Below are 25,633 nucleotides of genomic sequence, written 5' to 3' on the forward strand. Positions count from 1 at the left end.
TACAAAAGAAAAGTGGCGTCTTTTGTACCTCTTTTGGGAGAACAAATATGTGAACAAAAATCCTTAAAAAAAAATAATTTCCACGTTGATTTTTCAAAATTATTATTGTAAGCACAACGTTAGAAAAATGTTAAAATTTCATTACTAATACACTCATGAGAGAAGACAAAATCCAAGTGCGGGTGCGCTATTCCGAGACCGATCAAATGGGCGTCGTCTACCACGGTTCCTACATTCCTTACTTCGAAATAGGGCGCGTGGAGTGGCTTCGCAAGCTTGGCGTTTCCTACAAGGTAATGGAAGAAAACGGGATCGCTTTGCCCATAGTTTCCATGCACTTAAACTACAAAAAACCCGCGAGGTACGACGAGCTTTTAACAGTTAAGACAACGCTAAAAAAACACGCTTCGGTCAAAATAGAATTCGACTGTAAAATCGAAAATGAGGCAGGCGATTTGCTCACGACGGCACACTTCATTTTGGTGTTCGTCGATATAAAAACAGGACGTCCGGTTGCGCCTCCCGACTACATCAAAACAATCCTGGTCAATTTTGAAAACGAACCCGAAAACAACTAGAGTTATTAACAATTATCAATTAATATTATCAATTAATAATTATACTTCGGACACTGAAATCCCGTAAATCGCCTCGAAAGCCGTCAGCGTTTCCGTGGCGTTTCTTTTTCTGACCGAAAACGTGATCTCGCAGTCAAGCTCCATTTTTTGAGAGACGACATTGAGGTTTTTCTCGCGGATTATCCGCATGACCTTATTGATGTCTTTGTATTCGAAAGCGACCATATAATATAGGTCGATCGTTTTTTCGACGATTTCGCTGGCTTCGAGTGCCATTTGTGCCGATGTTCGGTATGCCGAAATCAGTCCGCCGACGCCCAGTTTCACGCCTCCGAAAAAGCGCACGGAAACCACCAGGACATTGGTGACGCCAAACGACTGGATTTGCCCGTAAATGGGCATTCCGGCCGAGTTTGACGGTTCGCCGTCGTCGTTGGCGCGGTATTGGATTTTGTCGGTTCCGATCTGGAAAGCGTAGCAAAAATGCACCGCGCCGACGTGTTGCCTGCGCAGTTGTTCCAAGTGCATTTTGACTTGTTCCTCTGTATTTACCGGGAAAGCGTATCCGAAAAACTTGCTGCCTTTTTCCTTGTAAAGCGTTTCTTCGGATGGATTTTCAAGCGTTTTGTAAGTGTCGTCCAATTAAGCGGTCTCGAATTTTTTCTCGAACAAATGTACGACATCTTCTTCACCGACTTTTAGGTTCCAAACCTGAAGTCCGGCCTGGCGCGCCGCATCGGTGTTTTCTTTTTTGTCGTCTATGAACAAGGTTCGTTTTGGCGACAGGTCGTGTTTGCGGATGATGTAGTTGAAAATCTCGACATCTGGTTTTCGCATGCCCATTTCGTAGGAATAGTAGACTTTCTCGAAACAGCGGTAAAAGTCGCCCGCAAAGGTCGATCCGACGAGTTCTTCAAAATGTGCGATGTGGATCTGGTCAGTGTTCGTGAGCAGGAACATTCTGTAACGCCCGCAAAGCATCTGAAGGAATTCCAACCTTTCAAGCGGAAAATCGCCTATCACCAAGTTCCACGCGGCGCGGATTTCTTCGACTTTTGCGTTTGGGATGAATTTTGAAAATCCGTCGAGAAACGATTTTTCCGAAATATGGCCTTTCTCGAATTTGTCGTTGAGCTCGACGAGTTCGTCATTTGGGCCGTCGATCCCGAGTTTGCGAAAAGCCTCAACCGAAGCTTCCTTGTCAAGATTCACGAAAATGTCGCCAAAGTCAAAGATTATGGTGTTGATCATAATTGCGGTACATTAAAAGTTCGTCCCCGAAAACATCGCGTTTTTCGTCGTAATTGTGCTGAAAATCGGGCGCTTTGGTTCCTGTTTTTAAAACAGTTTTGGAGCGGAATACCCGAGCTTCATCCCAAATTCCGGCATCGATAAAAGCCTGAAGCGTTTTGCGTCCGCCTTCGACTATCACCGATTGGATGTCGTGCTGTCGCAAAACCTCGCAAATTTGAGTAACGGGCGTATCGTCAAAATCTACTATCGCGGTTTGCGCATACTCCAATTTCGATTGCGAAAGCGCTATTGTTTTTGCCTGATTATCAAATATATAATTTTCTTTCGGAATGCGATGTTTTCGGTCGAGAACAATTCTGACCGGATTATTTCCTTTCCAGTCGCGAGCCGTAAGCGAAGGATTGTCGTCGATCGCGGTTTGTGTTCCGACCAAAATCGCGTGTTCTTCGGTTCGCCATTTGTGCACAAGCTGACGCGAATATTGATTTGTGAGCCAGATTGGTTTTGCTTCAGATTTGGATTCTGGCGACAAAAATCCGTCCTGACTTTGCGCCCATTTCAGAATTATGTACGGACGTTTTTTGTTCTGGAAAGTGAAAAATCGTCGGTTCAGTTCAAAACAGTGTTTTTCGAGAATTCCGACGGTTACGGTTTTGTCCGATTCCATGAGTTTGGCGATGCCTTTTCCGGAAACTTTCTCGTTCGGGTCGACGCAACCCACGACGATATTCGGGATTTCGTTGGCGATTATCAGGTCGCAACAAGGCGGCGTTTTTCCGAAATGGCTGCAAGGTTCGAGCGTGACGTAAATCGTCGATTTTTTCAGAAGCGATTTGTCCTTCACGGAATTCACGGCGTTGACTTCGGCATGCGCTTCGCCCGATTTCCTGTGCCAGCCTTCGCCGATAATCTTGCCGTCGCACACAATTACGCTGCCCACGATCGGGTTCGGATATGTTAAACCCAAACCTCCTGAAGCCAGTTGGAGCGCGCGTTCCATGAATTTTTCGTGTTCGACCATGACACAAAAATAGGCAATCACGGCCGTATGAGCTATATTTGTAAGAAACCGAATCTACTCATGTCTGAACTTACTATACGCCTTATCAACGAAAAAGACGACGCCAAAATCGCGTCAATCATCAGGGAAAGCCTTTTGGAATTTGACGCTCCCGAAGCCGGAAGTGCCCTTGGAGACGCCGAACTCGACTACATGACAAAAGCGTTTTCAGAAGAAAAATCAGCATATTTTATCGCCGAGGAAGACGGCAAGATCTTGGGCGGAGCCGGAATCGCGTCTCTCGACACGTCTGACGAAGAAACCTGCGAACTTCGAAAAATGTATCTGTCGCAAAATTCGCGCGGAAAGGGAATCGGGGCGGCGTTGATGCAAGCTTGTCTCAACCAGGCGCAATTTTTCGGATACAAATTCTGCTACATAGAAACGTTTCCGTCCATGCGCGATGCCCAGAAATTGTATGTGAAAGCTGGATTTTACTACTTGAATTCCTCGAAAGGTTCGACAGGCCACACGGCTTGCACGGTTTGGCTGCAAAAGGAATTGTCCGATGGAAATTAAGCAGCTTCGCGAGGCGTTTTTGCGTGAACTGACTCCAGTTTACGACGCGATCGAGGCCGAGAGCTTTTTTTATTTGTTGTCCGAAGCGTATCTTTCGATGAAAAGGATCGATGTGGCGATGCATCCGACAAAGGAAATTCCGAAAGCTGAAATCGACCGTTTCGAATCGGCTAAAGAAAAACTCAAAGCCCAAATTCCGATACAATATATAATAGGTAAGGCGTATTTTTATTCACTCGAGTTCGAAGTGAACGAAAATGTACTGATTCCGCGGCCGGAAACCGAGGAATTGGTCGATTGGATCAAAACCGATTTTGAATTCAAAGGCAATCCTGAAATCCTCGACATAGGAACTGGAAGCGGTTGCATCGCGGTTTCACTCGCAAGGAATTTGCCCGATGCGAAAGTTTCTGCCATCGATGTTTCGGACAAAGCTTTGGAAATGGCCAAACGCAACGCCGACACAAATCAAGTTGCCGTAAATTTCGTGCGTCGCGATATTCTGGAAACATCAAGTTTGGATCGCAAATATGACGTTATCGTTTCGAATCCGCCTTATGTGCGCCATTTGGAAAAAGAGGAAATGCGCAAGAATGTTTTGGAACACGAGCCACATTTGGCGCTTTTTGTCGAAAACGACGACGCTTTGATCTTCTACCGCAAAATCGCGGAATTGGCTTTTGAAAATTTGAATCAAGATGGAACGCTTTACTTCGAAATCAACCAGTATTTGGGTTCGGAAACCGTGCAAATGCTAGAGTCGAAAGGATTTTCAAAAGTGGAACTTCGCAAAGATCTGTTCGGGAACGACAGAATGATAAAGGCGCAAAAATAATTTCGCGATGGAAAGATCGACCGCCCAAAAACTTGGAGTCAAAACCGGAATGCGCGCAATTTTCGTGAATTCGGAAAAGCTCGAAAGTACTTTCGGTTTGCCCGACGTCGACTTGAAAACGCGATTGTCGGCAGAATTCGACTTCATCATGGCGTTCTTCAAAACCCAATCGGAATTCAAGAGGACGTTTCCGAAACTCAAAATCCACCTCAAAAAAACCGGAATGCTCTGGCTTTCGTGGCCGAAATCACGTAAACTCAATTCCGATCTGAATCTGCCCAAAATAATTGAAATCGGCTATACCTTCGGATTGGTCGAAAGCAAAACGGTCAGTATCGACGAAACCTGGTCGGCGATAAAATTCACGCATCCGAAAAAGGGAAAAATTTACGAGAACAGTTTTGGGACTTTGCCCGAAAATCACTCGTAACGCAAAGCTTCGATAGGATTGAGTCGCGAGGCCTTGATCGCGGGATAAAGTCCTGAAACGACAGCCACGGCGAAAGCGATTCCGAAAGCCAGCAACATCGCGATCCACGGTACGGCGAACGAGAATTTTAGCGCCATGGCAATGATCCATCCGAGCAAAATTCCAAGAATCATACCCATAATGCCGCCAAGTTGCCCAATGACAACGGTTTCTATGAAAAATTGTACCGCGATCGTCGTGCGTTTTGCGCCCAAAGCTTTTCTCACACCAATTTCACGCGTTCTTTCGGTGACAGAAACCAACATGATGTTCATGAGCGCAATCGAAGATCCGAAAATCGTGATTGCGCCGATAACGCCGGCTGCGACCGTGAGATAACCCGTAATTTCCTGGATTTTCTTGATGAGATCGTCGCTTCTTGAAATGCCGAAGTTGCTTACCTGTGTTGGATGCAAACCGCGGATGTTCCGGAAAGCCAGCGCCGCGCGATCGACCGCGTCGCCAAGCATTTCCTTGCGTTGCACCATCGCGCTCACGTTGTAATTGATGTTTGGAGCCGTGAAAAGTGACCGCGCGACCTGAATTGGGATAATCACACGCAAATCCTGGCTGTTGCCGAAAGTCGAACCTTTTTCCTTGAGGATTCCGATGACGCGGAAACGCGCGCCGCGAACCGAAATTACTTTGTCGATCGGGTTGACGTTCTTGAGCAATCCCTTGCCGAAATCGGATCCTACGATGCACGAATACGTATTGTTCGAAACGTCGAAAGTGGTGAAATTGCGGCCTTTGTCGATTTCGAGTCCGGAGTTTGGCAGGAAGAATTCATCGGCACCCAAAATCGTGATGTCGGGATCTGATTTTTCCGATTCGAACCTGACTTCGGCCTTTGAGGTTGCCGTGAACGAAAGCGAAACGGTCGTTCCGGGAAAGTCGAAATTTTCTTTGAACGCTTTGGCCTGCGCGTAGGAAATCACAGGATTCGGGCGTTTTTCGTCGTTTCCGTCGTATTGTTGGCTGTAATCGTATTGTTGCAGATTGAATGTGTTTGCGCCCATCGAGGCAAAATCTCTCGAAAGTGTGTTCTCGAGCGCCGAAACGACCGTAAGGATGCAAACCAAGGCCATGATTCCGATCCCGATGATGAAAACCGTCAGAATCGTGCGCAGCAATTGGGCTTTGATCGAGCCGAGGGCGATGTTGATGTTTTCCCGAAGTAGTTTGAACATTGGTTTGTTGTGAAATTATCGGAATGTCGTGATGTCGGATTTCTGAATCGACTGAATCTTATTCCGCCACTAAAATACGATTATTTCCACCCGTCAAACAGGTTCGCAATCGCTTTTTATTCCTAGGTTAAATCCCGATATTTGCGCCTCATTCCACAATTATGGCACAAAAAACAGGCATACCCAAAGGCACGCGCGACTTTTCTCCGGAAGAAGTGGCCAAGCGTCAATACATCATGTCGATCATGCGCTCGAATTTCGAGAAATTCGGTTATCAACCCATCGAGACGCCGTCTTTCGAGAATTCCGAGACTTTGATGGGCAAATATGGGGAAGAAGGCGATCGCTTGATTTTCAAGATATTGAATTCGGGAGATTATTTGGCCAAAGCCGATGAAAGTCATTTGTCGAACAAAGACAGTTTGCGACTCACCTCTTCAATCTCCGAAAAAGCCCTGCGTTACGACCTGACCGTGCCGTTCGCGAGATATGTCGTGCAACACCAAAACGATTTGCAGTTTCCGTTCAAGCGTTACCAAATCCAACCGGTTTGGCGTGCCGATCGTCCGCAGAAAGGCCGTTTCAGGGAGTTTTTCCAGTGCGATGCCGATGTCGTCGGATCGGATTCGCTTTGGCAGGAAGTCGAACTCGTGCAATTGTACGATTCGGTTTTTGCCGAGTTAAGATTGGACGCAGCGACGATAAAAATCAACAACAGGAAAGTTTTGTCGGGCATCGCCGAGACGATAGGAGCGAAGGACAAACTCATCGATTTCACGGTGGCTTTGGACAAACTCGACAAAATCGGTGCCGACGGTGTGAAGACCGAAATGCTCGAGAAAGGAATATCGGCCGAAGCCATTGAAAAAGTACAACCGCTGTTTTCGTTTATGGGAAGCGTCGATGAAAAACTCGAAAAATTGTCAGTTTTGCTGTCTGAATCCGAAGAAGGAAAAAAAGGGATCGCCGAATTGCGTTTCATCTGTGACAACGTGAAAGCTTTGGGATTAAAAGGTTCTGTTTTGGATCTGGACGTGACTTTGGCGCGCGGCCTCAATTATTACACCGGTGCGATTTTCGAGGTCTCGGCTGCAAACGTTGCAATGGGATCGATTGGCGGCGGCGGACGCTACGACGATCTGACGGGAATCTTCGGGCTCAAGAATATGAGTGGCGTAGGGATTTCTTTCGGACTGGACAGGATTTATCTCGTTCTCGAAGAACTGGGACTTTTCCCGGAAACGGTCACATCGGCTCCGACCGCACTTTTCCTCAACCTCGGAGAAGGTGAAGCTTTGTTCGCGATGCAGGCCGTGACTGAACTCCGCAACGCCAACATTCGCGTGGAAATGTATCCGGACAAGGCCAAATTCGACAAGCAGTTCAAGTTTGCCGAAAAACGCAATATTCCGTTCGTCGTGACAGTTGGCGAACAGGAATTGATCGATGGGAATTATTCGGTCAAGAATTTGATCAGTGGCCAAAAATCTACGGTTTCCTTACGCGAATTGAAGGAACTTTTTTTGGAGATTTTTTGAGGGATGTTGTGAGCGATTTTCGAACAGCTACTAGTCAAATCGAGTTATCAGTATAAAATAAAAATCTTGCAGATTACTTGGTATATTACAAATAGTTATTATATTTGCACTCATAACGCCACCCCGTAGTCTCTGTACTGCGGACCTGCTCCTTCTGGGAGCATTTTTTTTATGCTAGATTATGGAACAACCAATACCTCCTAAAAAAGTTGTCTTCTATTTCGATGGCTTTAATTTCTATCACGGATTCAAAGCCTACACGTTAATCAACGATGAATGGAAAAACTATTATTGGTTAGACTTTGGGAAATTTTGCTCGCAATTTGTTAATGAAGATGACAATCAGAAATTACATAAGGTTAGATATTTTACAGCGCCTCCGAAGAACGTACAAAAACGAAGTAAGCAAAGCGCTTTGTTCTCAGCAAATACTATTTTAAATGGAGATTTGTTTGAGGTCATCAATGGACACTACTCGGATAAATTTATCGACTGTCATGCAACTTGCAAAGAGCGATTTATGGTGCCAGAAGAAAAGTGTACAGATGTAAACTTAGCCTTGGCAATGATAAATGATTGCATCGAAGGAAATGTAGATGTTATAACTTTGATTACTGCGGACAGCGACCAGGTTTCAACAATCAAATATATCAAGGAGAAATTTCCTAAAATAAAAATAAAAGTATATTTTCCACCAGAAAGGAAATCGAATGAAATACGTCATCTCATGAAAACGGTTGTATTTTTGGAAAACCACGAAGACAAGTTCAAAAATGCAAAAATGTCAGGTACGGTAACTGGTGACATAAAAGGAAAACAAAAAAACTACACTCGCCCTGAAGAGTGGAAAAAGTAGTCCTGTTTTGAATAAAAAATGAAACTGCCGCTAATCGCCATCGCTGGTTCACGGTTAATAGAACCAACTTTTTACATAACTTCGGTTTTGTTCGGCAGATAGATTTCTCTCAGGAAGGCCTCGACGGCGTTTAGCGGCCTCACGTTATGAGTTACGAGTTATGAGAATTAAGCTACTAGTTTACTCCTGCCGACTCAATACTCTATATTCGTCATTCCGCACTAGATACTCAATGCTCAAAACTCACCACTCGATACTCATTACTCAACACTCATTACTCAACACTCATCACTCTTTACTCATAACCAGAAATAGAAAAGCCTCTCGAATCAAGAGGCTTTTCTGTTTTGGGGAAAAAGGGTAAAATAGTGGGTGTTCTTTTTGTTCGTTATTTGATTACGACTTTTTGCGTCATCAGGCCGCCGGTTGTCTCGATTTTCACGAGGTACGTTCCGGCGCTAACGTTTTTGAGCTTGATCTGGATGTTGTCCTGATCCTGGCTTTCGACGTCGTACGAATTCACGCTTTGTCCCAACATGTTCATCAACGTGGCTTTTTTGACCGTCATGTCGTCGAACATATTTCGGATCGAAAGCACTGAGGTTTTCTCGTCATAAGCGATCTTGAGGTTTGCGCTCGCCGTTTTCTCGTCCGCTTTGAGCAATTGGGCTTGCTGCAGGAATCTCAGATAGAATCGGCCTTCGTGCGTTCCCGCCGGAAGGTTCAGCGCAAAACTCTCGTCTCTGAGGTCGTGGTACAATCCGGTTTGGTTGTCAAAGATATAGATTGGTTGGTCTGCGTCGAAATTCTCGGTTCCGTCAAGGCTGAATTTGACGTTTCCGGCTGCGGCCGCTTTCACTTCCAACGGATAACTGCTCGTCGCATCGAAGTAGCCGTCGCCTTGGATAATAGCTCTGTGATCGCCGATTCGGAACACCATTTCGTCCGGGTTCGAATCGTAGTTGTCGGCATCGTATCCGAAATCAAAATCCGGAGTCGCCAAGTCATCCATGAATCCGATCAAAACCTGACGGTGGTAGCCATTGGCATAATCGTATCCGATCCTGATTTTTGGATAAGCGACTTCTGATGGAATCGCGTCTTCCGCATTGCTGTTGTCGCCAACTGGAGCATTGCCCGACGGTCTGAACATCGCATAAGAAAGCGCATTGTCTTCTTTGATAAAAGCGCGTTGCGTGTTCTTGAACCTGATCGTTCCGCCAGTCGCAGTCGCAGTCACGAAGAAACCTTGTCCCACCGGAATGTAGCGTTTTGGCGTTCTGGTACTCGATCCTAGGCCACTCGCGTCCGGATGCGCTACCGGAGGCGTTCCTCCAACCAAAGTGTAAGTTGCATAACCGCCTTGGTAGAAAGCCGTGACGTGCGTCGTGTTAGTTCCGAAGTGTTCCCAGAAATGGATCGCTCCGTTGATTACACCGGCGTTGTCGGTAATGAAGGCATTTGCGTCCATGGCCGATGCGTATGGGTTACCGGCGAGGTTGAGCATGTTAGGTGCGATCGGCAAAGTGATCAATCCGTTGTAAGGTTTTCCCCTGAACGTGAAATTCTGGCTTTCCGAAGGAGCGTTGCTGCCTTTGAGCGTGTAACCCTGACCCGGAGTCAATTGGCCGTTTTGTCCAACCGCAACCCAGTTCGCATAATTGTTCGAGGTGTTCTGGAATTTGTAGATCCAATAACTGCTCAATGTGATTGGGCTCGTGGCCGATGAATTTACGCCTGTCGTCCAGTTCATGTTGAGTGGATTGGCCGCGTTCGTTCCGTCTTTCATCACACCCGAAACCGTGTAATTGTTGTTGTTCGTGGCGGCATTTATCGCGCCTACCGGAGAAGACCAATAGTTGTAATTGAACCTGTTGGTCGTTCCTTGCTGGTCTTTTTCCAAATAACCTGCGCTCGTGGCATCCAAATCGCTGAACTCGCCCTGAACCAATTGGGACTTGCCCTGAAGATCGAGGATTCCGTCGAGCTTGAGCCACCAATTGTTCTCGAGTTTGTTGTTATTGTTGAGGTTGACGCGCACGCCAGGAAGGATTCTCATACCCAAACCGGTAGTGTTTTGCGTGAGGTTGATGTTGTGGCGCACGTCGACTATAGAATAATTGTAGGTGTAAATGTCGGCTCCGTTCACGAAATTGTTTTGGCTTACCGCCGTTTCGATGCTCGAAGACTGCGTGGTCACAAAAGGCATCGGAGCCAATTGGTAGCGGATGTTCTTGACGTTGTAGATTCTCGCCAATGACGTGCTTGAACCCGCGTCGATCGCCGTCGTGATATGGTTGTCGATCACGTCGTCCTTGAAATTGTCCATGCGGTAATAGGCAAGAACCGATGGCCAGGAAGTTCCTTCGACGTTCTTCGGAACGAATTCACCGCGAATCGCGCCCGCATTTTCACGAATTTCCTGATAGACCATTTTCTGGAGCTGATCTGGCGTAAGCGTGACATTGAAAGCGCGTACTTCTTCTACAGATCCGTTGAAGAAATTGGCACTCGAGGCCGCATTTTTGGCGATCGTGAATTTGTTTGTGCTCGCAGCCAAAGCGCCAGATAGCGTTGCGTTAGACGATGCCGCCGAAACCGCAACCTGCGTTCCGTTCAGGTACAGTCGCAACTGTTGGGACGATTGTGTTCCGTCGAAAGTTGCCGCTACGTGATACCAACGGTTTGGTTGCAACACGTTTGTCGATCCGCCGGAAACTGTGACGCCTTTGGCCACGGTGCGCAGTTGCATGTTTGCCGGGATTCTTATCATGAAATTTTCCTGTCCGAAGACGATCGCATCCGAAGCATAGCCGGAAGGAATCTTGATCCAACCCATAATCGTCGACTGAGGAAGCGAACTCAGGATTTGGGAACCTTCGGCATAATCGTTTCGTCCGTCAAAATCGATGTACAACTTGCGCTCGAGATTTCTTGGCGAGCCCAAAGCCGTGACCGTCGTGTCGAAATTGTCGAGAATTCCGTCTTTGTCGACGTCTGTGTTTCCGTCGATTCTTCCGTCGTTGTTCGTATCGAGATTCGCATACAAACTGCCTGCGATGTCAAAAACGCCGTCGCTGTTCGAATCGAGTTGCATGTAATCAGGGTTTCCGGCTCCGTCAGTATTGGCTGCGAACGGACGCACTTGTGTTCCCCAACCAACGAATGTGTCGAACTTGTCGAGGATTCCGTCTTTGTCAGTATCGATTCCGTCTCCAAGACCGTCTCCGTTGACGTCTCCGTCTCCGTTGGAAAGTCCTGATTCGTCCACGTCGAACAAACTGTCGTTGTCGCTGTCAAGATCCTGGAAGTTGCGCACTCCGTCACCGTCCGTGTCAGGCAAATTGTATGTTCCGTTTGCGATCATCGCGTCGATCGTGTCGTGAAGACCGTTTCCGTTCGCATCGACCCAAACTCCGGCTGTGAGATCCATTCTTCCAAGTCCGCCGCTAAGGCTTGCGAAACCGGCTTCTTCGATGTCTGGAATTCCGTCGTTGTCAGAATCCAAATCGAAAACGTTGGCAACTCCGTCAGAATCGCGGTCACAATAGGTTTGCTTGATCACGATGTCGTCGAGCGCAAGGTCGTTTCCGTTTCCGCCCGGAGCGTTGTTTTTGAATCTGATGATGAACGAAGTCACGTTCCCGAGGTTGACACTCGTCGAATATTGTCTCCATTGGCTGTCAGTGCAGCTATTGTCGCCGGTTCCGCTGGTTCCGCAACGCCCGATGTCGCCCGTGTTGTAACTTGTGATAAGCGTTCCTGTCGTTGTAAGGAATTCTACGGTGATGTTCGGTTTGATCGTTCCGTTGTAAACGCTTGAAGAAAGAATGTTCAGCGCCCAAAAACTGTAGGCGATCGGCACATTTGGCATGACACCTTGAATGGTCGTCTCGTAGAAAGTTCCGGGAGCGAAACTCGCGTTGAAAACCGCCATACGCCCGAAGGTGTCGCCTGGCGTGTGATCTTCAAATCCGTTCCAGGCCAAATCGTAGTGGATGTTGTCCGGATGTCCGTAAGTCGTATTGGCAATCCTGTGTACGACGACATATTCGCCATCGTCAAGAACCGTGCTCGATTGGTAAGGACAAGCCGTAGTGTTGGCTTGCACGATTCCGTCCTCATAACAATAAGTGGAAGTCGCACCTGGAATGTTGATGTTGATCAAGCCTTTAGTAGTTCCGGCTCCAAAAGTCTCATTGAGAAACACGTGTTCGTAAACCGAAGAAAGAGGCGAAAGTTGGCAGTTCGACTGATCGAGCGTGTCGATGATCCCGTCGTTGTCGTCATCGATGTCGATGTTGTCGGTAATTCCGTCGCCGTCAGTATCCGGATACGTTCTTACACCAAGTCCCGTAAGGTTGAAATTGTATGGATTTTCATCGAAATCGTCGTTTACGATAAACATCGTGGCGTTCTTGATTCCGATTGTTGTCGGATTGAAACTCACCTGAAAACTTGCGGATGCGCCTTGTGCAATCGATGCCGGCGGCGCTGCTGCGATAGAGTAGTTGGCTGCTGCGGCTCCGGAAAACGAGATCGCTCCGATGTTCAAAGGTCCGACGCCTGTGTTCGTAATCACGAATGTCGTAATGGCGGCACCTCCGTCGATGTTTACCGATCCGAAATCTGTGTTGTCGGAAACCGAAGTTGTCGTAGTTCCGTCAGCAATCGCTACGGAATTTCCTGTCACGCCCATTTCCGGATCGTTTCCTGTTCCCACAATCGCGAAATCGTATGGATTTTCGTTCGGATCGTCATTCGGAATCACGACAGTCGCATTTCTTGCGCCGGTAGCCGACGGATCGAAGGCAATGGTGAAGTTTACAGTCGCATTGACCGCAAGCGTCGTAACAGTCGGTTGAGTCACCGTAAAATCGCCAGCTGCCGCGCCAATGACGGTAATTGTTCCGATGTTAAGAGGCATTGAACCGACCGATGTGTTGGCGATCGTGAAGGTCTTCGTAAGCATTCCTCCGTTGAGCAAAGTCGCCCCAAAGTTGGTATTGTCGGTCGTGCTTGGCGTCGTGTCTCCGTCAACGATGCTGTTTCCGTTTCCTAGCACGTCGATTTCCGGAGCCGTTCCGGTTCCCGAAAGCGCGAAAGTGTAAACACTGGTTATGTCGTCGCTGTTGATGGTGATGATCGCTGTCTGGTTTCCGGCCGAAGTCGGATCGAAAGTCACCGTGAAAGGAGTGGAGTTTCCTACTGGAATTGTCGTGTTGGCCGTGAATCCGCTTATCGTGAATTGTGCATTTGACGAAGTGACGCTCGAAACCGTAAGTGGATAACTTGCTCCGGTTAGGTTGTGTATGAGAAAAGTCTGGGTTGAATTCGCTGTGCCGGCGGCCGCAACCGTTCCCATGTTCGTTCCTGTGGCGGTTGAAGTTCCTGTCGTTCCCGTCGCGATCGTGTTTCCGTTTCCTCTTACGCTGATATCGGCATCGCCACCAGTTCCTCTAAGGTTGAAGTTGTAAGGGTTGTTGTCTGCATCGTTCGTGGCGAAATTGATCATCGCGTTTCTCGCACCGACCGCGCTTGGGTTGAAAGTCACCGAGAAAATCTGGGACGCACCGCCGGCAATTGTGGCTGTGGTTGGCGTCACCGAAAAATCACCAGGATTCGTTCCCGAAAAAGTAACGCCGCTGACAGTAAGGCTGGAAGCATTCGTTGAATTCGATACGACGAATTGTTTTACGATTGTTCCCGTGGCGACGCTCATCGTTCCGAAGTCAGTGTTGTCTGAGGTGGAAATGGCTGTGTTTCCGTCGGCGATGAAAATCGAGTTTCCGGTGACGCTCATATCTGAGCCCGTTCCTGTTCCGCGAATGGCGAAAATATAAGGATTCTCGTCCGGGTCGTTGCTTGTGATCGTAACGATTGCCGATCGCGTTCCGTAATCCGAAGGATTGAACACGATGGTAAGCGTTTGAGTTGATGTGGCATTTATTGTGGCCGTTGGAGAAGCCGTGATCGTAAAGTCGGATGCGTTAGCGCCACCGATACTTACGGAGACCGACGAAAGTACGATTCCGCCTGTGTTGTCGACTTGAAAATTCCTCGACTGCGTGCCCGAGACCACATTTATGGATCCGAAATCGGTGAAATCTGCCGTGGATGGCGTCATGTCGTTATTCGCGATCGCCACGTTATTGCCGCGGACATTGATGTCCTGGTACCAGATTTTGATAAGTCCGTGTCCGCCTTGTCCGCCTTCGCGGTTGTTGTTTTGTCTTGATGCGCCGCCGCCACCGCCACCGGGTTGGGCACCGTTCGCGCCGTCTCCGTTTGTTGCGCTTCCTGAAATTCCCGCTCCGCCGTTTCCGCCGTTTGCGGGCGCTGTTGCACCAGTGGCGCTGTTGGCCGAGTTTCCGTCGGCACCGGAACCTGCAGAAGATCCGCCGCCGCCCGAGAAATAGCCTCCGAAGAAGGAGTTCGAAGAACCAGATCCGCTTCCGCCCGAATATTTGGCTGCTCCAAAAGAAGCTGCCGCCGATCCGCCCGTAGCGCCAGAATTGCTGTTGTTAGCCGCACTGTTTCCGCCTTTGGCCATGATGTTGTTGGCCGCGAGGAACCAAGTGTCTTGACCCGGATTGTTGTCGTTACTTCCCGCACCGACGCTGTAGTTGATTGTTTGACCCGGAGTTACGGTTATTGTTCTGAAGGCATACGCGCCTCCGCCTCCGCCTCCGGATTTTCCGCTGCTTCCGGTTCTGTCCCCGCCATGTCCGCCCGCGCCCCAGACCTGAACCTGGATTGAGGTGACGCCCGTCGGAACAGTAAACTGCCCAGTTCCCGGAGTGTCGATGATTTCTTGCTGTGCCTGACCAACGAAGCCTACAAAAAGTAGGATAAGGGTCGAAAAAAGTTGTTTTTGTAGTCGCGTAATTTTATCCATAACGCCTTTTGGTGTTTTGTCAAGTGTAGTGCGCCTGACGAGGTTAAGATTGTTTAGAATTGGTGTTGGTATGTTGTTATTGATATCCTGTTTAGGACGTGACAAAATTCGATCGTGGTACTAAACAAGTTTTGACGGTTCAAATGTAGAATTTCAGTTCAGAAAAAAAAACTTTTTAATCGATTAAATGCAATAAATATCGATGAAATGCACTTTAAAGTCCGTTTTGAGGGAATATGATTACAGATTTAAGCCGTTGAATGAGAATATACTGTTCGAAAATCACGGTTTGTAAGTAGCTAGCCGTCAGAGTCGTAGAAAATGTCGAAGCTCGATTTTGTGAGGAATTGGAAGTGTACTCGCCAACGCAGTTTGTAGGGCAAAAAAAATCCCGAACCTTTCTGGGTTCGGGATTTTGTAGCGAGGACGGGAGTTGAACCCGTGACCTCAGGGTTATGAACTTACACGGGTGCAATTTCTCAACGTATTTGCTGGGCTTGCAAGCGGTAAATCTTGTCAAAAAATAGCAATCGTATGCGGATTCGTATCTTAGAAAATTATAATTTCATCGACCTTCGTCCATTTGTTATTCTCGATTCGTAAAATGATGTAGCGATGTAGATAACCGCCTCTGCGTTGCACAATCGCTGTTTTTCGAGTGAGATTATAGAGTGGGCGTGAAAACATTCTGGTATTTGCCGGATCATACACAGCTAATCGTTTTAACTTTGAAGAACCTTCCAGTTCTTTGATATCGAAACAAAGATTTTCCTTGAACATTGCTTCAAAATCTTGCATTGTGAAGTAATTGTCCAATTTTGAGTACAATGCGTGGTAACGCTTTTGCGCTTCGGGATGTTTATCTAGGTTCTCAAAAAAATAAGTCGAGTCTCGCATAACCATAACGTTTGCTTTTTCAGCATTGAGATACCTATAATTGTAGTATTCCTGAATATCACCTATCTCGAAACATGATTTTTCAAAAGAGCTTTTTTCATTCTTGGGAATGGAAAGCAGCATAACATCAAAGTCATTTTTAGACAGACTTTGCTGAGAATAGGAAAAGCTAGAATACATGTAGGCAAAAATGGCCAGTAAAGCCTTAGTTGCAAGTTTTTGGACTTTTAGGTCCTTGAGCGGGTGATCCATATGATGAGTTATGTGATTCGCGTTTGTAAATCCAGTCTTCGTCGTCCCGCCATTGCTGGGATTTTGTAGAAATGTTGCACTATCGCTTAGTGTGCCATGAAACATCTTTTTTGCATAATTCAAATCTACCCCTTGGATTCCATTCTGTGCACAATATTGAACAATTTGGTTTGCGATATAATTGTCGAAGATATAAAAATAGTTGTGGGAAGTTGCTAAAATAGCTTCCTGCTGTTGGTTAGTAGGGTTCGCAATTGCGTAAAAATTGTTGAAATCGGTAACTAAATTTGCGGCAGCTGGCCAATACGTTGCTAATGTTCCATTTTTCCAGAGAATTAGCAAATATGCGTGCAGCAGCTCATGTTGTGCGGTTACAAAAATTCCAAGATCCGTACTCGTACTTAAAAATGGATTTTTATCGAGTTGGGTTATTACATGTTTGATGCCGTCCACTACTTGCACATTCGAAGTCTCGCCGTTTACGCCGGGAGTAGTGATTTCTGCATCATTTATATAGTATTGCACATCATTTGGGACTACTAGTGTACTGTTTATAGACGCTTGTAGAGCGCCGCTACTTTCAAAGATTTGTAACACAATATTGGCATGGCAAGGCTTTAAATTTGAAACTACTTGGAGAACAGCAACCACTGGCAGATTTAAGTTGCGGGAGATTTCTATTGCTTTTTTTACGACCGCAACCCGGTCCTGCGGATAATTGGCGGTAGTCCAAACAGGAGTGATATTGTTTATGTTGTTGTAAACGCCGTCGAGATACCTGTAAACGAAATTTGAATTCTCTCCGGGATTAGCGGCAATCCAATTGCGCAGCCAGGTGTCATTTGTGGCTCCAATTCCAATAGGTGAATTCTGCTTTAGGTTTTTTTTGCGAGTATTTGCGTAGGTTTGGGGGCTGATGTTTGATGTCGATGTATAGCCGCTTCTTCCTGGCCCTCCATTTCCAGTGGTACCACCAGTGTATGTACCTCCTCCTCCTGCGCCATTTGTCGTGCAAACTTCAACCAAGCCTAGATACGGCTGTACGACATACTGAAAATTGCCTTGCCGCTCAAAGTGTTGTAAGACTTACTTTCATTATTGAATACAATCCCGGAATATCCCGGCTTTTGTTTGTGCTTCGAGAATCCAGCGATCAAAATAGCCTTGGTCAATTTTTTTTGGTTGTCGATAAGCGCTTGGTACTTAAATGTACAGCCATCATAGTCGAATGTTTTTAAGTCTTTAATCGTATATCCGTCAAGCGTGGGTTGCGAGAAGCTGTTAAGTTGAGCGGGATAAATGTTTTTCATGTAGTCTACTTCAGCATCCGAAGTCCAAGACTGTGCGAGGCTTGCAAGCGGGAAAAGTAAAGACAAAGCAATTCCTTTTATAAAAAGTTAAGTTTTTACGGTTATTATAAAATATCGCTCTGTGGTATTTCAAGTCCGGTTAGCGGACACCGCTTGCTGTTTTTGGAATTTGCAAGCGGGCAAATTTAGCCGATTTGCGGATTGCCCTTATTGTAAAATAGGAGGTATTTTCAAAATGTCAGTCTTTTCAGATCGGATTATAACGCAATAAAGCAATAATTTGCGACATAAAAAAACGGGTTTGAATCTCTCCAAACCCGCATACGCCCTGCGTTTTTTAACTTGTAGCGAGGACGGGAGTTGAACCCGTGACCTCAGGGTTATGAATCCTGCGCTCTAACCGACTGAGCTACCTCGCCAAATTTTCGGTTATGTATTTCCGCAATACCTCACTGACGTTTACTTTGAAGCTTTGTTCAGTGATTCGCCTAACGGCTTAATTGCGGGTGCAAATATATAACTAAATTGGGTTTAGGCAAATCTGCGGTCAAAAAAAATATTTTTCAAAAAGCGGCCGTTTTACTTTTTATTCTATATATTCCCTAAAATTAAACCATTTTTAAAATGAATGTCAAAACCCGTTACGAAATAGAATTCCCTTTAAATTCCTCACCACAACTGCTTTACCAATATATTTCCACGCCTTCGGGCCTTTCTGAGTGGTTTGCCGACAATGTCAACTCTCGTGGGGAAATTTTTACATTCATTTGGAACGACAGCGAAGAAAAAGCGCGTTTGACGTCGAAAAAAACCGGTGAGAAAGTGAAATTCCGTTGGTTGGACGAAAACAATAATGATACAGATGTATTTTTCGAGCTGAGAATCCTCGAAGACGAGATCACCAAAGACGTTTCGCTGATGGTTGTCGACCACGCCGACGAAGATGAAATCGACGAAGCCAAGCAATTGTGGGAAAATCAGATTTCTGATCTCAAACACGTAATCGGTTCGGTATAGCGAAATCTTTTTAAAACGTATATTTGCCCTGACTTAACTCAGGGTTTTTTTATGCTCAATTTCAATGGGAAGTTTATTCCTGAATCCGATCCCAAAATCAACAACCGCGGCCTTTTGTTTGGAGATGGCGTGTTTGAGACCGTCAAAGTTTTAGACGGGAAAGTACTTTTTCTCGAAGATCATTATTTCCGTCTGATGTCGTCCATGCGAATCGTCCGTATGGAAATCCCGATGGAATTCACGATGGAGTTCCTCGAAAAACAAATTCTTGATACGGCGAACGAAGTTGGCTATCTTGACTCGGCGCGCGTCCGGATGACTGTTTTCAGGAAAGGACAGGGTTATTATCTGCCACAAACCAACGACGTCGACTGGATTCTATCCGCGACAGCGCTCGAGAACAAAGTTTATTCCATATCGGAAGGAAAATACGAAGTCGAGCTTTTCAAGGACTTTTACGTCACCAAGCAATTGCTTTCAACGATCAAAAGCACGAACAAACTCGTCAACATCACGGGAAGTGTTTTTGCAGATGAAAACGGATACGAGAATTGCCTGCTGATGAACGATTCCAAAAACGTGATCGAGGCTTTGAACGCCAATCTTTTTATAGTTGTCGGAAACAAGATTTCAACACCACCGATTTCAGAAGGTTGCCTCAACGGGGTGATGCGCAAGCAAATTTTGGCGCTTGCCAGAAAAAATGAGAATTGGGAAGTGTCCGAAGAAGTGATTTCGCCGTTCGACTTGCAGAAAGCTGACGAATTGTTCCTGACAAACGTGATTTCCGGAATCCGACCGATTTCACAATATCGCAAGAAATCTTACACCCAAAAGGTTTCGGAGGAATTGCTTATAAGGCTCAACGCCCAGATCAGGTTGGCCTAATTCAACATCGGATTTTCGGGCGCGTTCGACCAAAGCATGTAATCGCCCCCGAGTTCCAGGATTTTTTCCTTCCAAAAATCGTTCGTCGACTTCCCGATGATCTTGTTTTTGTAGTTGTTTTCGGCAATGATCCACGAATTCGACTGCATTTCGTCTTCGAGCTGTTGGGCTGCCCATCCGGTGTAACCCAGGAAAAAACGAATGTTCTCCTTTTTGACCAAACCATCGTTGATGAGTTTTTTGGTCAAATCGAAATCGCCGCCCCAATAAATCCCGTTCGAGATCTCGATGCTGTCGGGAATCAAATCTGGAATGTTGTGGATGAAATACAGGTTATCCTGTTCTACAGGTCCGCCGTTGTAGATCTTGAAGTTGGCTTCGATGTCCGGAACCAAATCTCCTACGGTATATTTCAGTGGTTTGTTCAGGATAAATCCGACCGAACCATCTACATTGTGGTCGGCCAATAGAATCACCGACCTGTTAAAAGAAATATCTCCTAAGATTGAGGGTTCGGCAATCAGCAAAAGCCCTTTTGTGAGTTTTTCTGAAATCATACGCCTGACTTTTTGTTTTAAATTTAACGAAAAAAGTTTTGAACCGCCAAAAAAGGTGAGGATTTTGCAAAAAAAAGCCTTTCAAATGAAAGGCCAATTTTACTCTGTATGATCTAAATTCTTAGTTTACACCACCTTCAAGTTCAGCGCCAGCTTTGAATTTAACCACTTTCTTAGCAGCGATTTTAATCGTTTTTCCAGTTTGTGGGTTACGGCCTTCACGTGCAGCTCTGTCTGAAACTGACCATGAACCGAAACCTACCAACGATACTCTGCCTCCGCTCTTAAGCGTGTTTCCTACGTTTGAAAGAAATGACTCTAAAGCTGTTTTTGCAGCCGCTTTTGAAATTCCTGCGTCAGCAGCAATAGCATCGATTAATTCTGATTTGTTCATAATAATAGTTATTAATTGATTGGTTAAACATTCCGTTCTTTCAAACAAATTTAAAAGGAAAAGCTTACTACGCAAGACTTGGCGCGTGTTTTTGACTGATTTGTTGATAACTTCGGTGTTTTTGTGGAAAAGCGTGTTGCAAATGTTAAAATTTACGTCAGTCCAACAATGACGCGGGTTAGGACGCAATCGCCGATTCGGAAAACGAAATCCCGTTCAAAAGTTCCGAAGTTGTCATTTTTTTCTTACCCGGAAATTGCAGCGACAAAATTTTCACGAAACCGTCTTTCACCGCGATTTTCAATTCTTTTTTCGAGCTCACGATCGTTCCTACAGCGAAATCGTTTGCGTTTGATTCGACTTCCGATTCATAGATTTTCACGTTCCATTCCTGCCCGTTGTCCTTGAACCAGCACCAAGCCGACGGATAAGGCGAAAGTCCGCGAATCAGGTCGTGAATTTCACTCGCCGGTTTTGTCCAGTCGATTTTACAGTTGTCCCGATCGAGTTTGTAAGCGGTTTTGAGCTCGGACGAATCCGATTGGATCGTGGTCTGGACTTCGCCCGAGGCAATCTTTTCCAAAGTCTCGACAACGGCCTTACTGCCAATTTCCATCAATCTGTCGTGCAATTCACCAGCCGATTCATTTGGCCCGATCTCGATTTGCTTGCTCAGAATCATCGCGCCCGTATCGATCTTCTCGTCAATAAAGAAAGTCGTGACCCCAGTTTTGGCTTCCCCGTTTATGATCGCCCAATTGATCGGAGCCGCGCCGCGATACTGCGGAAGCAACGAAGCGTGAAGGTTGAAAGTCCCGAATTCCGGCATCGCCCAGACCGCTTTGGGCAACATGCGAAAAGCGACCACTACTTGCAGGTTTGCGTTCAAGGCCTGCAATTGTGACAGGAAATTTTCGTCCTTCAGATTCGGCGGTTGTAACAATGTGAGGTTTTTTTCGAGCGCGAATTCCTTCACGGCGGAATATTTCAGTTTCTGTCCGCGGCCGGCGGGTTTGTCTGCGGCGGTGATCACGCCCACGACTTCGTGCCCGGCCTTGAGTATGGAATCGAGAATGCCCACGGCAAATTCGGGCGTTCCCATAAAGACGATTCGGAGTTTTTGACTCATTTTTTTTTGTTTGATTTTGATCGGATTCGATTCCCGATTTATTTTTTGGATAAAGTGTACTTGTTGTTTGGTTTGATCTGGACATAACCCGACTCGAGCAATTCCCGAAGCGCAAAGATAACCTCGTCTGACGGTTCGCGCGTCAGGTTTTCGATTTCTCTCGAGTTCAAATCTTCGGAGGAAAGCAACATCTTGATTTTTTCGGATACCGCAATGCCGTCGGAAATTTTTTGCTTCTTGGAAATACAGTATGAACATTGGCCGCAATCGTCGGTCGTTTCGCCGAAATACGCCATTAGTTGCTTGCTTTTGCAATGTTTGTCGTCAGCCACATATTTCAGCACCGACTCCAATTGGTCGTGCTTCAACCGATTTTGGGTTTCGAGATATTTGGAGACGCGGTTGATCGTGTGTTCGTCCTCTCGCACTTCGTTGAAAACCATTGTCGCGTCGTTGTTGCGCGCCTGGTAATCGATGACTTGGTGCTCTTTCAATTTCAGAAGCAACGCATAAACCTCAGATTCGTGTCGCCCGGATTTTTTGGCGATCGCGGAAACATTGAGTGTAGCCGGAATGTCGTAAATGCCCGGATAACCACGTAAAATCGCAAGTAAAATCGCCTCGTCGTTCGGATTCAGGCTGATGTAACGCATGACTTCTTTCGACTCGATGACGAATTGTGCCGTTATCTTTTCGGAGAATTCCTGAGAAAGCGACAAAATTCCCTGCCTGTCCAGAAATTGCAGCGCGTTGAAAACCTTCATCACGGGAAATTGGTATTGGGCGCAAAATTGGTTGAGGTTGAACGAAAATTCCTCGTCGATGCCTTCTCCGTAAGCGATCTGGAAATAGTTGCACAATTTGACGTAAACTTTTTTGAGGAATTCCTTGTCCGGCAGAACCGACAGGAATTGGTTTTCGGCAATCGAGGCGTCGCTTGGCGCGTGCAGCAAAACGGCGAACGCTTTTTCCCCGTCACGTCCGGCGCGTCCGGCTTCCTGATAATAATTTTCGAGGTTTTCCGGAAGTTGTATGTGGATCACCGATTTGACGTCGGGTTTGTCGATTCCCATTCCGAAGGCGTTCGTGGCGACGATTACCTGAACCGAATTTGTCATCCAGGCGTTCATGTTTTTGTCTTTTTCCTTCGGATGCAAACCGCCGTGGTAAAAAGTCGCCGTAAAGCCGAGCGTTTTGAGTTGTTCGGACACTTCTACGCAGGATTTTCGGTTTCTTACATATATAATGGACGACTGCGGGTATTTTTGCAGAATCTGGCTCACGCGGAACAATTTGTCCTCGACTTTTATGACCATGTAACCCAGATTTTCGCGCACGAACGATTTTTGGAAAACCGCGGGCGAATCAAGTTTGAGCTGCTCGACGATGTCTTTTCGGACGCGGTCTGTAGCCGATGCCGTAAGCGCGATGAAAGGCACTTTTGGCAAATGCGACTTGAGTTCGGAAATCTTGAGGTAGGCCGGACGGAAATCATGTCCCCATTGGGAAACACAGTGCGCTTCGTCTACAGCGACGAGGTTTATGGGCAAGGCTTTTATGCGTTCGACAATCCATTCCGACTGCAGTCTTTCAGGCGAAACATACAGGAATTTGTAGCCGCCGAAACGGGCGTTGTCGAGCAGGTCAGAGATTTCGTCCTCGCGGATTCCGCCGACGAGCGCAATGGCTTTGATGTCGCGCTTTTGCAGGTTCGCGACCTGGTCTTTCATAAGCGCGATCAAAGGCGAAACGACCAGGCAAATCCCGTCTTTCATCATCGCCGGAACCTGGAAGCAAATCGATTTTCCGCCGCCGGTAGGCAAGAGCGCGAACGTGTCTTTCCCGTCGAGCACCGAGGCGATGATCTCGGCCTGTGGTTCGCGGAAAACGTCGAATCGCCAGTATTTTTTGAGCACGTCGAGCGCGGTCATGAGCGATGGGTTTTTTGAAAGATGAAAGTACGGATTTTTGGCCGTCGCCGATTACAGAAAATCTGTAAAAGTGCCTGAATTAAAGCCTTTCGAGTATAAAAGCGATGCGGTTTTCTACCGTTTCCTTTGGAACTTCGACAAGTTCGTACCCGTACTTCGAATAGGTTTCGACCAAATGTTCGTGTATCAATTTGGCCTGGTCGTAGTTTTCGTAGCGTTCGTTGTCGCTTTGGTAGATTGCTTCCCAAGGCGGCAAAAGGAAAATTTTGTGGTATTTGTGGTCGTGGCAAGCTTGGTCGAATGCCTGCGGATACGAATCTCCGATGTAATGCATGTAAGCGAGAACGTCAGGGAGTCCGCGGTCAATGAAGACGACTTCGCGCGCTTCCTGCTGGGCTTCGCGGAATTGTCGTTTGCGGCCTTCGAGCAAGAGTTCGCTGAACAAAAGCGGATTTTCGAGAAACAATTGTTCGATGCCGTTTTTTTTCGCCTCGAGAATGACCTCGCGCGAAATTTCGTTGTAGCAGCAATGGCCAATTTCGGTTAGGCGGTCGATCAAGGTCGTTTTGCCCGAACCTGGCCCGCCGATGATTACGACAATTTGTTTCATTGGGCGCGAAAATAGTAAAAAAGTGCCAAAGTGGGTGCGTTGGTGTCTGAGTTGTTGAGTGCTCGAGTTGTTGCGTTTCAAAAGTGCCGCAGAGCCGAAGTCACAGACTTCACCACACAATTCTCGAAGTCACAGACTTCCCGACCCAGCCAAAATGGCATAAAAAAGCCAATTCCCCTAGCCCCGATGGACGCGGTTAGCCCGCAGTTTCAATGGCTTGGTTTTTGAGTCGTGGCGAAGCGACCGAAGGAAGCTCTTGCCACGGCTACAAAAACCTGCCGTTGAAGCGAGGACTAAAAGCAGACAGCGGGAAACAGCTTCAAAAAATGTCAGAAGTCGAAACTACACGACATATCAATTATTAATTATTAATTGCCAATTATTAATTACCAATTATCAATTGTCAGTTATATTTGCCTTTTATTATTATGGATCAGAAATCATCAGAATTTTACGATAGGCTTCGGGATGAGTTGAACAACACGACCGAGAAATGGCCTACCGAGTATCTTTACAAATTCATCGTTCCTACAGACGACGCAAAGATCGATGCGGTCGAAGCGGCTTTCAACGGACTTGGAGCGGTGATAAACACGACGAAATCCAAAACCGGAAAATACACCAGTTTGTCGGTTAACGTTGTCATGCCAGATGCGCAAAGCATCATTGATCAATACCTTAAAGTTTCCACCATAGAAGGAATCGTTTCCCTATAACATGAAGTACGAAAAAGAAAAAGCCGGCGATGTCGTCTACAATCTGGAATACAATGCGGAGCGCACTCCGTTGATCATTCCCGAATACGGACGCCACTTGCAAAAATTGATCGATCAGGCGACCGATATCGCCGACCGCGACGAGCGCAACAAAGCTGCGAAATACATCATTCAGGTCATGGGAAGCCTGAATCCGCATTTGCGTGACGTGCCTGATTTCCAGCACAAACTCTGGGATCAATTGTTCATCATGAGCGATTTTAGGATTGACGTCGATTCGCCTTATCCGACGCCGACGCGCGATGTTTTGCAGTTGCGTCCGGATCCTTTGAATTATCCGCAGAATTTCCCGAAGTATCGCTTCTACGGAAACAACATTCAGTTCATGATCAATGTAGCGATCAGTTGGGAAGTAGGCGAAATGCGGGATGCACTTATCAAGGTGATTGCCAACCACATGAAAAAATCATACTTGAGTTGGAACAAGGACGATGTGACCGACGCTGTGATTTTCGAGCACTTGTACGAAATGTCGAAAGGCGAGCTGAATTTGATCGAGAGCAGTGAATCGTTGCTGGGCACGACCGAAATCATGCGCACGAACAAGAAAACTTCGAACAAGTCCGGCATGCAGATGCAACAACAGAACCAGAATCCTTATCAGAAGAAAAACAACAACAATAACAAGAAACCTTTCAAGAAGAAGAATTGATTTCTTGAGATAATAGATAATAG

22 protein-coding genes and 1 tRNA gene are annotated in these 25,633 nt (G+C 46.5%); 10 read left to right on the forward strand and 13 right to left on the reverse strand.

All coding sequences use genetic code 11. The features are described 5' to 3' along the window. The first annotated feature begins 155 nt into the window (after window positions 1-155). Window positions 156-578 (forward strand): thioesterase family protein, encoded by a 423-nt coding sequence (locus EOO49_RS02075; RefSeq protein ID WP_290842258.1) that lies wholly within the window; start codon window positions 156-158, stop codon window positions 576-578. Between the two features lie 39 nt (window positions 579-617). On the opposite strand, the gene EOO49_RS02080 is transcribed toward EOO49_RS02075, so the two are convergent. From EOO49_RS02080 to ribD, 3 genes are read right to left on the reverse strand one after another with little or no spacing between them, the layout of a single operon-like run. After that, window positions 618-1,220: a YigZ family protein gene (locus tag EOO49_RS02080; protein WP_290842260.1), complete on the reverse strand. Its 603-nt coding sequence runs from the start codon at window positions 1,218-1,220 to the stop codon at window positions 618-620. After that, the gene (locus EOO49_RS02085; RefSeq protein WP_290842262.1) at window positions 1,221-1,829 is read right to left on the reverse strand and encodes an HAD family phosphatase; all 609 of its coding nucleotides are present in this window, start codon (window positions 1,827-1,829) and stop codon (window positions 1,221-1,223) included. Next, window positions 1,807-2,853 carry a bifunctional diaminohydroxyphosphoribosylaminopyrimidine deaminase/5-amino-6-(5-phosphoribosylamino)uracil reductase RibD gene (gene ribD, locus EOO49_RS02090; RefSeq protein ID WP_290842264.1) on the reverse strand — a complete coding sequence of 349 codons (1,047 nt, stop codon included), beginning with the start codon at window positions 2,851-2,853 and terminating at the stop codon, window positions 1,807-1,809. Before ribD ends, EOO49_RS02085 begins: the two co-directional genes overlap by 23 nt. Before the next feature lie 27 nt (window positions 2,854-2,880). Between ribD and EOO49_RS02095 the strand changes: the two genes are divergently transcribed. Genes EOO49_RS02095 through EOO49_RS02105 form a run of 3 tightly spaced genes read left to right on the forward strand, consistent with a single transcriptional unit; the run spans window position 2,881 to window position 4,676 of the window. Next, window positions 2,881-3,411, forward strand: coding sequence for a GNAT family N-acetyltransferase (locus EOO49_RS02095; RefSeq protein ID WP_290842266.1), 531 nt, complete (start codon window positions 2,881-2,883; stop codon window positions 3,409-3,411). After that, window positions 3,401-4,246, forward strand: a complete 846-nt coding sequence (gene prmC / locus EOO49_RS02100; RefSeq protein WP_290842268.1) for a peptide chain release factor N(5)-glutamine methyltransferase — start codon at window positions 3,401-3,403, stop codon at window positions 4,244-4,246. The genes EOO49_RS02095 and prmC overlap by 11 nt, the downstream gene beginning before the upstream one ends. Before the next feature lie 7 nt (window positions 4,247-4,253). After that, entirely contained in the window at window positions 4,254-4,676 is a 423-nt protein-coding gene (locus EOO49_RS02105) for a hypothetical protein (protein WP_290842270.1), read from the forward strand. On the opposite strand, the gene EOO49_RS02110 is transcribed toward EOO49_RS02105, so the two are convergent. Then, entirely contained in the window at window positions 4,667-5,905 is a 1,239-nt protein-coding gene (locus EOO49_RS02110; RefSeq protein ID WP_290842272.1) for an ABC transporter permease, read from the reverse strand. The two genes, EOO49_RS02105 and EOO49_RS02110, sit on opposite strands and share 10 nt — an antisense overlap. 161 nt (window positions 5,906-6,066) lie before the next feature. On the opposite strand from EOO49_RS02110, the gene hisS reads away from it, so the two are divergent. Together hisS and EOO49_RS02120 are read left to right on the forward strand one after the other, a co-directional pair. Next, complete coding sequence (gene hisS / locus EOO49_RS02115) at window positions 6,067-7,443, forward strand: histidine--tRNA ligase (protein ID WP_290842274.1); 1,377 nt, start codon at window positions 6,067-6,069, stop codon at window positions 7,441-7,443. A gap of 181 nt (window positions 7,444-7,624) precedes the next feature. Continuing rightward, window positions 7,625-8,299, forward strand: a complete 675-nt coding sequence (locus EOO49_RS02120; protein ID WP_290842276.1) for an NYN domain-containing protein — start codon at window positions 7,625-7,627, stop codon at window positions 8,297-8,299. 388 nt (window positions 8,300-8,687) lie between these two features. Here EOO49_RS02120 and EOO49_RS02125 read toward each other — a convergent pair whose 3' ends face one another. The 4 genes from EOO49_RS02125 to EOO49_RS02140 form a co-directional block, all read right to left on the reverse strand. Beyond that, entirely contained in the window at window positions 8,688-15,197 is a 6,510-nt protein-coding gene (locus EOO49_RS02125; protein WP_290842277.1) for a choice-of-anchor D domain-containing protein, read from the reverse strand. A 549-nt stretch (window positions 15,198-15,746) separates the two neighbouring features. After that, window positions 15,747-17,372 carry a hypothetical protein gene (locus EOO49_RS02130; RefSeq protein WP_290842278.1) on the reverse strand — a complete coding sequence of 542 codons (1,626 nt, stop codon included), beginning with the start codon at window positions 17,370-17,372 and terminating at the stop codon, window positions 15,747-15,749. Window positions 17,373-17,374: 2 nt separating this feature from the next. Then, window positions 17,375-17,722: a hypothetical protein gene (locus EOO49_RS02135; RefSeq protein ID WP_290842279.1), complete on the reverse strand. Its 348-nt coding sequence runs from the start codon at window positions 17,720-17,722 to the stop codon at window positions 17,375-17,377. A 279-nt stretch (window positions 17,723-18,001) separates the two neighbouring features. Then, window positions 18,002-18,075: transfer RNA gene (locus EOO49_RS02140), tRNA-Met, on the reverse strand. Window positions 18,076-18,280: 205 nt separating this feature from the next. Here EOO49_RS02140 and EOO49_RS02145 point away from each other — a divergent pair. Continuing rightward, the gene (locus EOO49_RS02145) at window positions 18,281-18,673 is read left to right on the forward strand and encodes an START-like domain-containing protein (RefSeq protein WP_290842281.1); all 393 of its coding nucleotides are present in this window, start codon (window positions 18,281-18,283) and stop codon (window positions 18,671-18,673) included. Window positions 18,674-18,724: 51 nt separating this feature from the next. Next, window positions 18,725-19,561, forward strand: coding sequence for an aminotransferase class IV (locus tag EOO49_RS02150; RefSeq protein ID WP_290842282.1), 837 nt, complete (start codon window positions 18,725-18,727; stop codon window positions 19,559-19,561). On the opposite strand, the gene EOO49_RS02155 is transcribed toward EOO49_RS02150, so the two are convergent. The 5 genes from EOO49_RS02155 to EOO49_RS02175 all read right to left on the reverse strand — a co-directional run bounded on the left by EOO49_RS02155 (window position 19,558) and on the right by EOO49_RS02175 (window position 24,182). After that, a complete protein-coding gene (locus tag EOO49_RS02155) occupies window positions 19,558-20,118 on the reverse strand; it encodes a YqgE/AlgH family protein (protein WP_290842284.1) in 561 nt (186 codons plus the stop codon). The two genes, EOO49_RS02150 and EOO49_RS02155, sit on opposite strands and share 4 nt — an antisense overlap. 121 nt (window positions 20,119-20,239) lie before the next feature. Beyond that, window positions 20,240-20,512 (reverse strand): HU family DNA-binding protein, encoded by a 273-nt coding sequence (locus tag EOO49_RS02160; protein ID WP_290842393.1) that lies wholly within the window; start codon window positions 20,510-20,512, stop codon window positions 20,240-20,242. Between the two features lie 178 nt (window positions 20,513-20,690). Beyond that, window positions 20,691-21,641: a methionyl-tRNA formyltransferase gene (fmt, locus tag EOO49_RS02165; RefSeq protein ID WP_290842285.1), complete on the reverse strand. Its 951-nt coding sequence runs from the start codon at window positions 21,639-21,641 to the stop codon at window positions 20,691-20,693. A gap of 38 nt (window positions 21,642-21,679) precedes the next feature. Continuing rightward, window positions 21,680-23,572 (reverse strand): ATP-dependent DNA helicase RecQ, encoded by a 1,893-nt coding sequence (locus EOO49_RS02170; RefSeq protein WP_290842287.1) that lies wholly within the window; start codon window positions 23,570-23,572, stop codon window positions 21,680-21,682. A gap of 79 nt (window positions 23,573-23,651) precedes the next feature. Continuing rightward, window positions 23,652-24,182, reverse strand: a complete 531-nt coding sequence (locus EOO49_RS02175; protein ID WP_290842288.1) for an AAA family ATPase — start codon at window positions 24,180-24,182, stop codon at window positions 23,652-23,654. 428 nt (window positions 24,183-24,610) lie between these two features. On the opposite strand from EOO49_RS02175, the gene EOO49_RS02180 reads away from it, so the two are divergent. Both EOO49_RS02180 and EOO49_RS02185 read left to right on the forward strand, forming a co-directional pair. Continuing rightward, complete coding sequence (locus EOO49_RS02180) at window positions 24,611-24,898, forward strand: DUF493 family protein (RefSeq protein WP_290842290.1); 288 nt, start codon at window positions 24,611-24,613, stop codon at window positions 24,896-24,898. A gap of 1 nt (window position 24,899) precedes the next feature. Next, complete coding sequence (locus EOO49_RS02185; RefSeq protein ID WP_290842291.1) at window positions 24,900-25,610, forward strand: DUF4290 domain-containing protein; 711 nt, start codon at window positions 24,900-24,902, stop codon at window positions 25,608-25,610. Window positions 25,611-25,633 lie beyond the last annotated feature (23 nt).

Source organism: Flavobacterium sp. (assembly GCF_004295795.1).
Classification (GTDB): Bacteria; Bacteroidota; Bacteroidia; order Flavobacteriales; family Flavobacteriaceae; genus Flavobacterium.

What these genes read in the sequence shown, in the direction of transcription:
- EOO49_RS02075 (WP_290842258.1), top strand. Translation starts at nt 156, where the DNA reads ATGAGAGAAGACAAAATCCAAGTGCGGGTGCGCTATTCCGAGACCGAT.
- EOO49_RS02085 (WP_290842262.1), bottom strand. Translation starts at nt 1,829, where the DNA reads ATGATCAACACCATAATCTTTGACTTTGGCGACATTTTCGTGAATCTT.
- ribD (WP_290842264.1), bottom strand. Translation starts at nt 2,853, where the DNA reads ATGGTCGAACACGAAAAATTCATGGAACGCGCGCTCCAACTGGCTTCA.
- EOO49_RS02095 (WP_290842266.1), top strand. Translation starts at nt 2,881, where the DNA reads ATGAGCTATATTTGTAAGAAACCGAATCTACTCATGTCTGAACTTACT.
- prmC (WP_290842268.1), top strand. Translation starts at nt 3,401, where the DNA reads ATGGAAATTAAGCAGCTTCGCGAGGCGTTTTTGCGTGAACTGACTCCA.
- EOO49_RS02105 (WP_290842270.1), top strand. Translation starts at nt 4,254, where the DNA reads ATGGAAAGATCGACCGCCCAAAAACTTGGAGTCAAAACCGGAATGCGC.
- EOO49_RS02110 (WP_290842272.1), bottom strand. Translation starts at nt 5,905, where the DNA reads ATGTTCAAACTACTTCGGGAAAACATCAACATCGCCCTCGGCTCGATC.
- hisS (WP_290842274.1), top strand. Translation starts at nt 6,067, where the DNA reads ATGGCACAAAAAACAGGCATACCCAAAGGCACGCGCGACTTTTCTCCG.
- EOO49_RS02120 (WP_290842276.1), top strand. Translation starts at nt 7,625, where the DNA reads ATGGAACAACCAATACCTCCTAAAAAAGTTGTCTTCTATTTCGATGGC.
- EOO49_RS02125 (WP_290842277.1), bottom strand. Translation starts at nt 15,197, where the DNA reads ATGGATAAAATTACGCGACTACAAAAACAACTTTTTTCGACCCTTATC.
- EOO49_RS02145 (WP_290842281.1), top strand. Translation starts at nt 18,281, where the DNA reads ATGAATGTCAAAACCCGTTACGAAATAGAATTCCCTTTAAATTCCTCA.
- EOO49_RS02150 (WP_290842282.1), top strand. Translation starts at nt 18,725, where the DNA reads ATGCTCAATTTCAATGGGAAGTTTATTCCTGAATCCGATCCCAAAATC.
- EOO49_RS02155 (WP_290842284.1), bottom strand. Translation starts at nt 20,118, where the DNA reads ATGATTTCAGAAAAACTCACAAAAGGGCTTTTGCTGATTGCCGAACCC.
- EOO49_RS02160 (WP_290842393.1), bottom strand. Translation starts at nt 20,512, where the DNA reads ATGAACAAATCAGAATTAATCGATGCTATTGCTGCTGACGCAGGAATT.
- fmt (WP_290842285.1), bottom strand. Translation starts at nt 21,641, where the DNA reads ATGAGTCAAAAACTCCGAATCGTCTTTATGGGAACGCCCGAATTTGCC.
- EOO49_RS02170 (WP_290842287.1), bottom strand. Translation starts at nt 23,572, where the DNA reads ATGACCGCGCTCGACGTGCTCAAAAAATACTGGCGATTCGACGTTTTC.
- EOO49_RS02175 (WP_290842288.1), bottom strand. Translation starts at nt 24,182, where the DNA reads ATGAAACAAATTGTCGTAATCATCGGCGGGCCAGGTTCGGGCAAAACG.
- EOO49_RS02180 (WP_290842290.1), top strand. Translation starts at nt 24,611, where the DNA reads ATGGATCAGAAATCATCAGAATTTTACGATAGGCTTCGGGATGAGTTG.
- EOO49_RS02185 (WP_290842291.1), top strand. Translation starts at nt 24,900, where the DNA reads ATGAAGTACGAAAAAGAAAAAGCCGGCGATGTCGTCTACAATCTGGAA.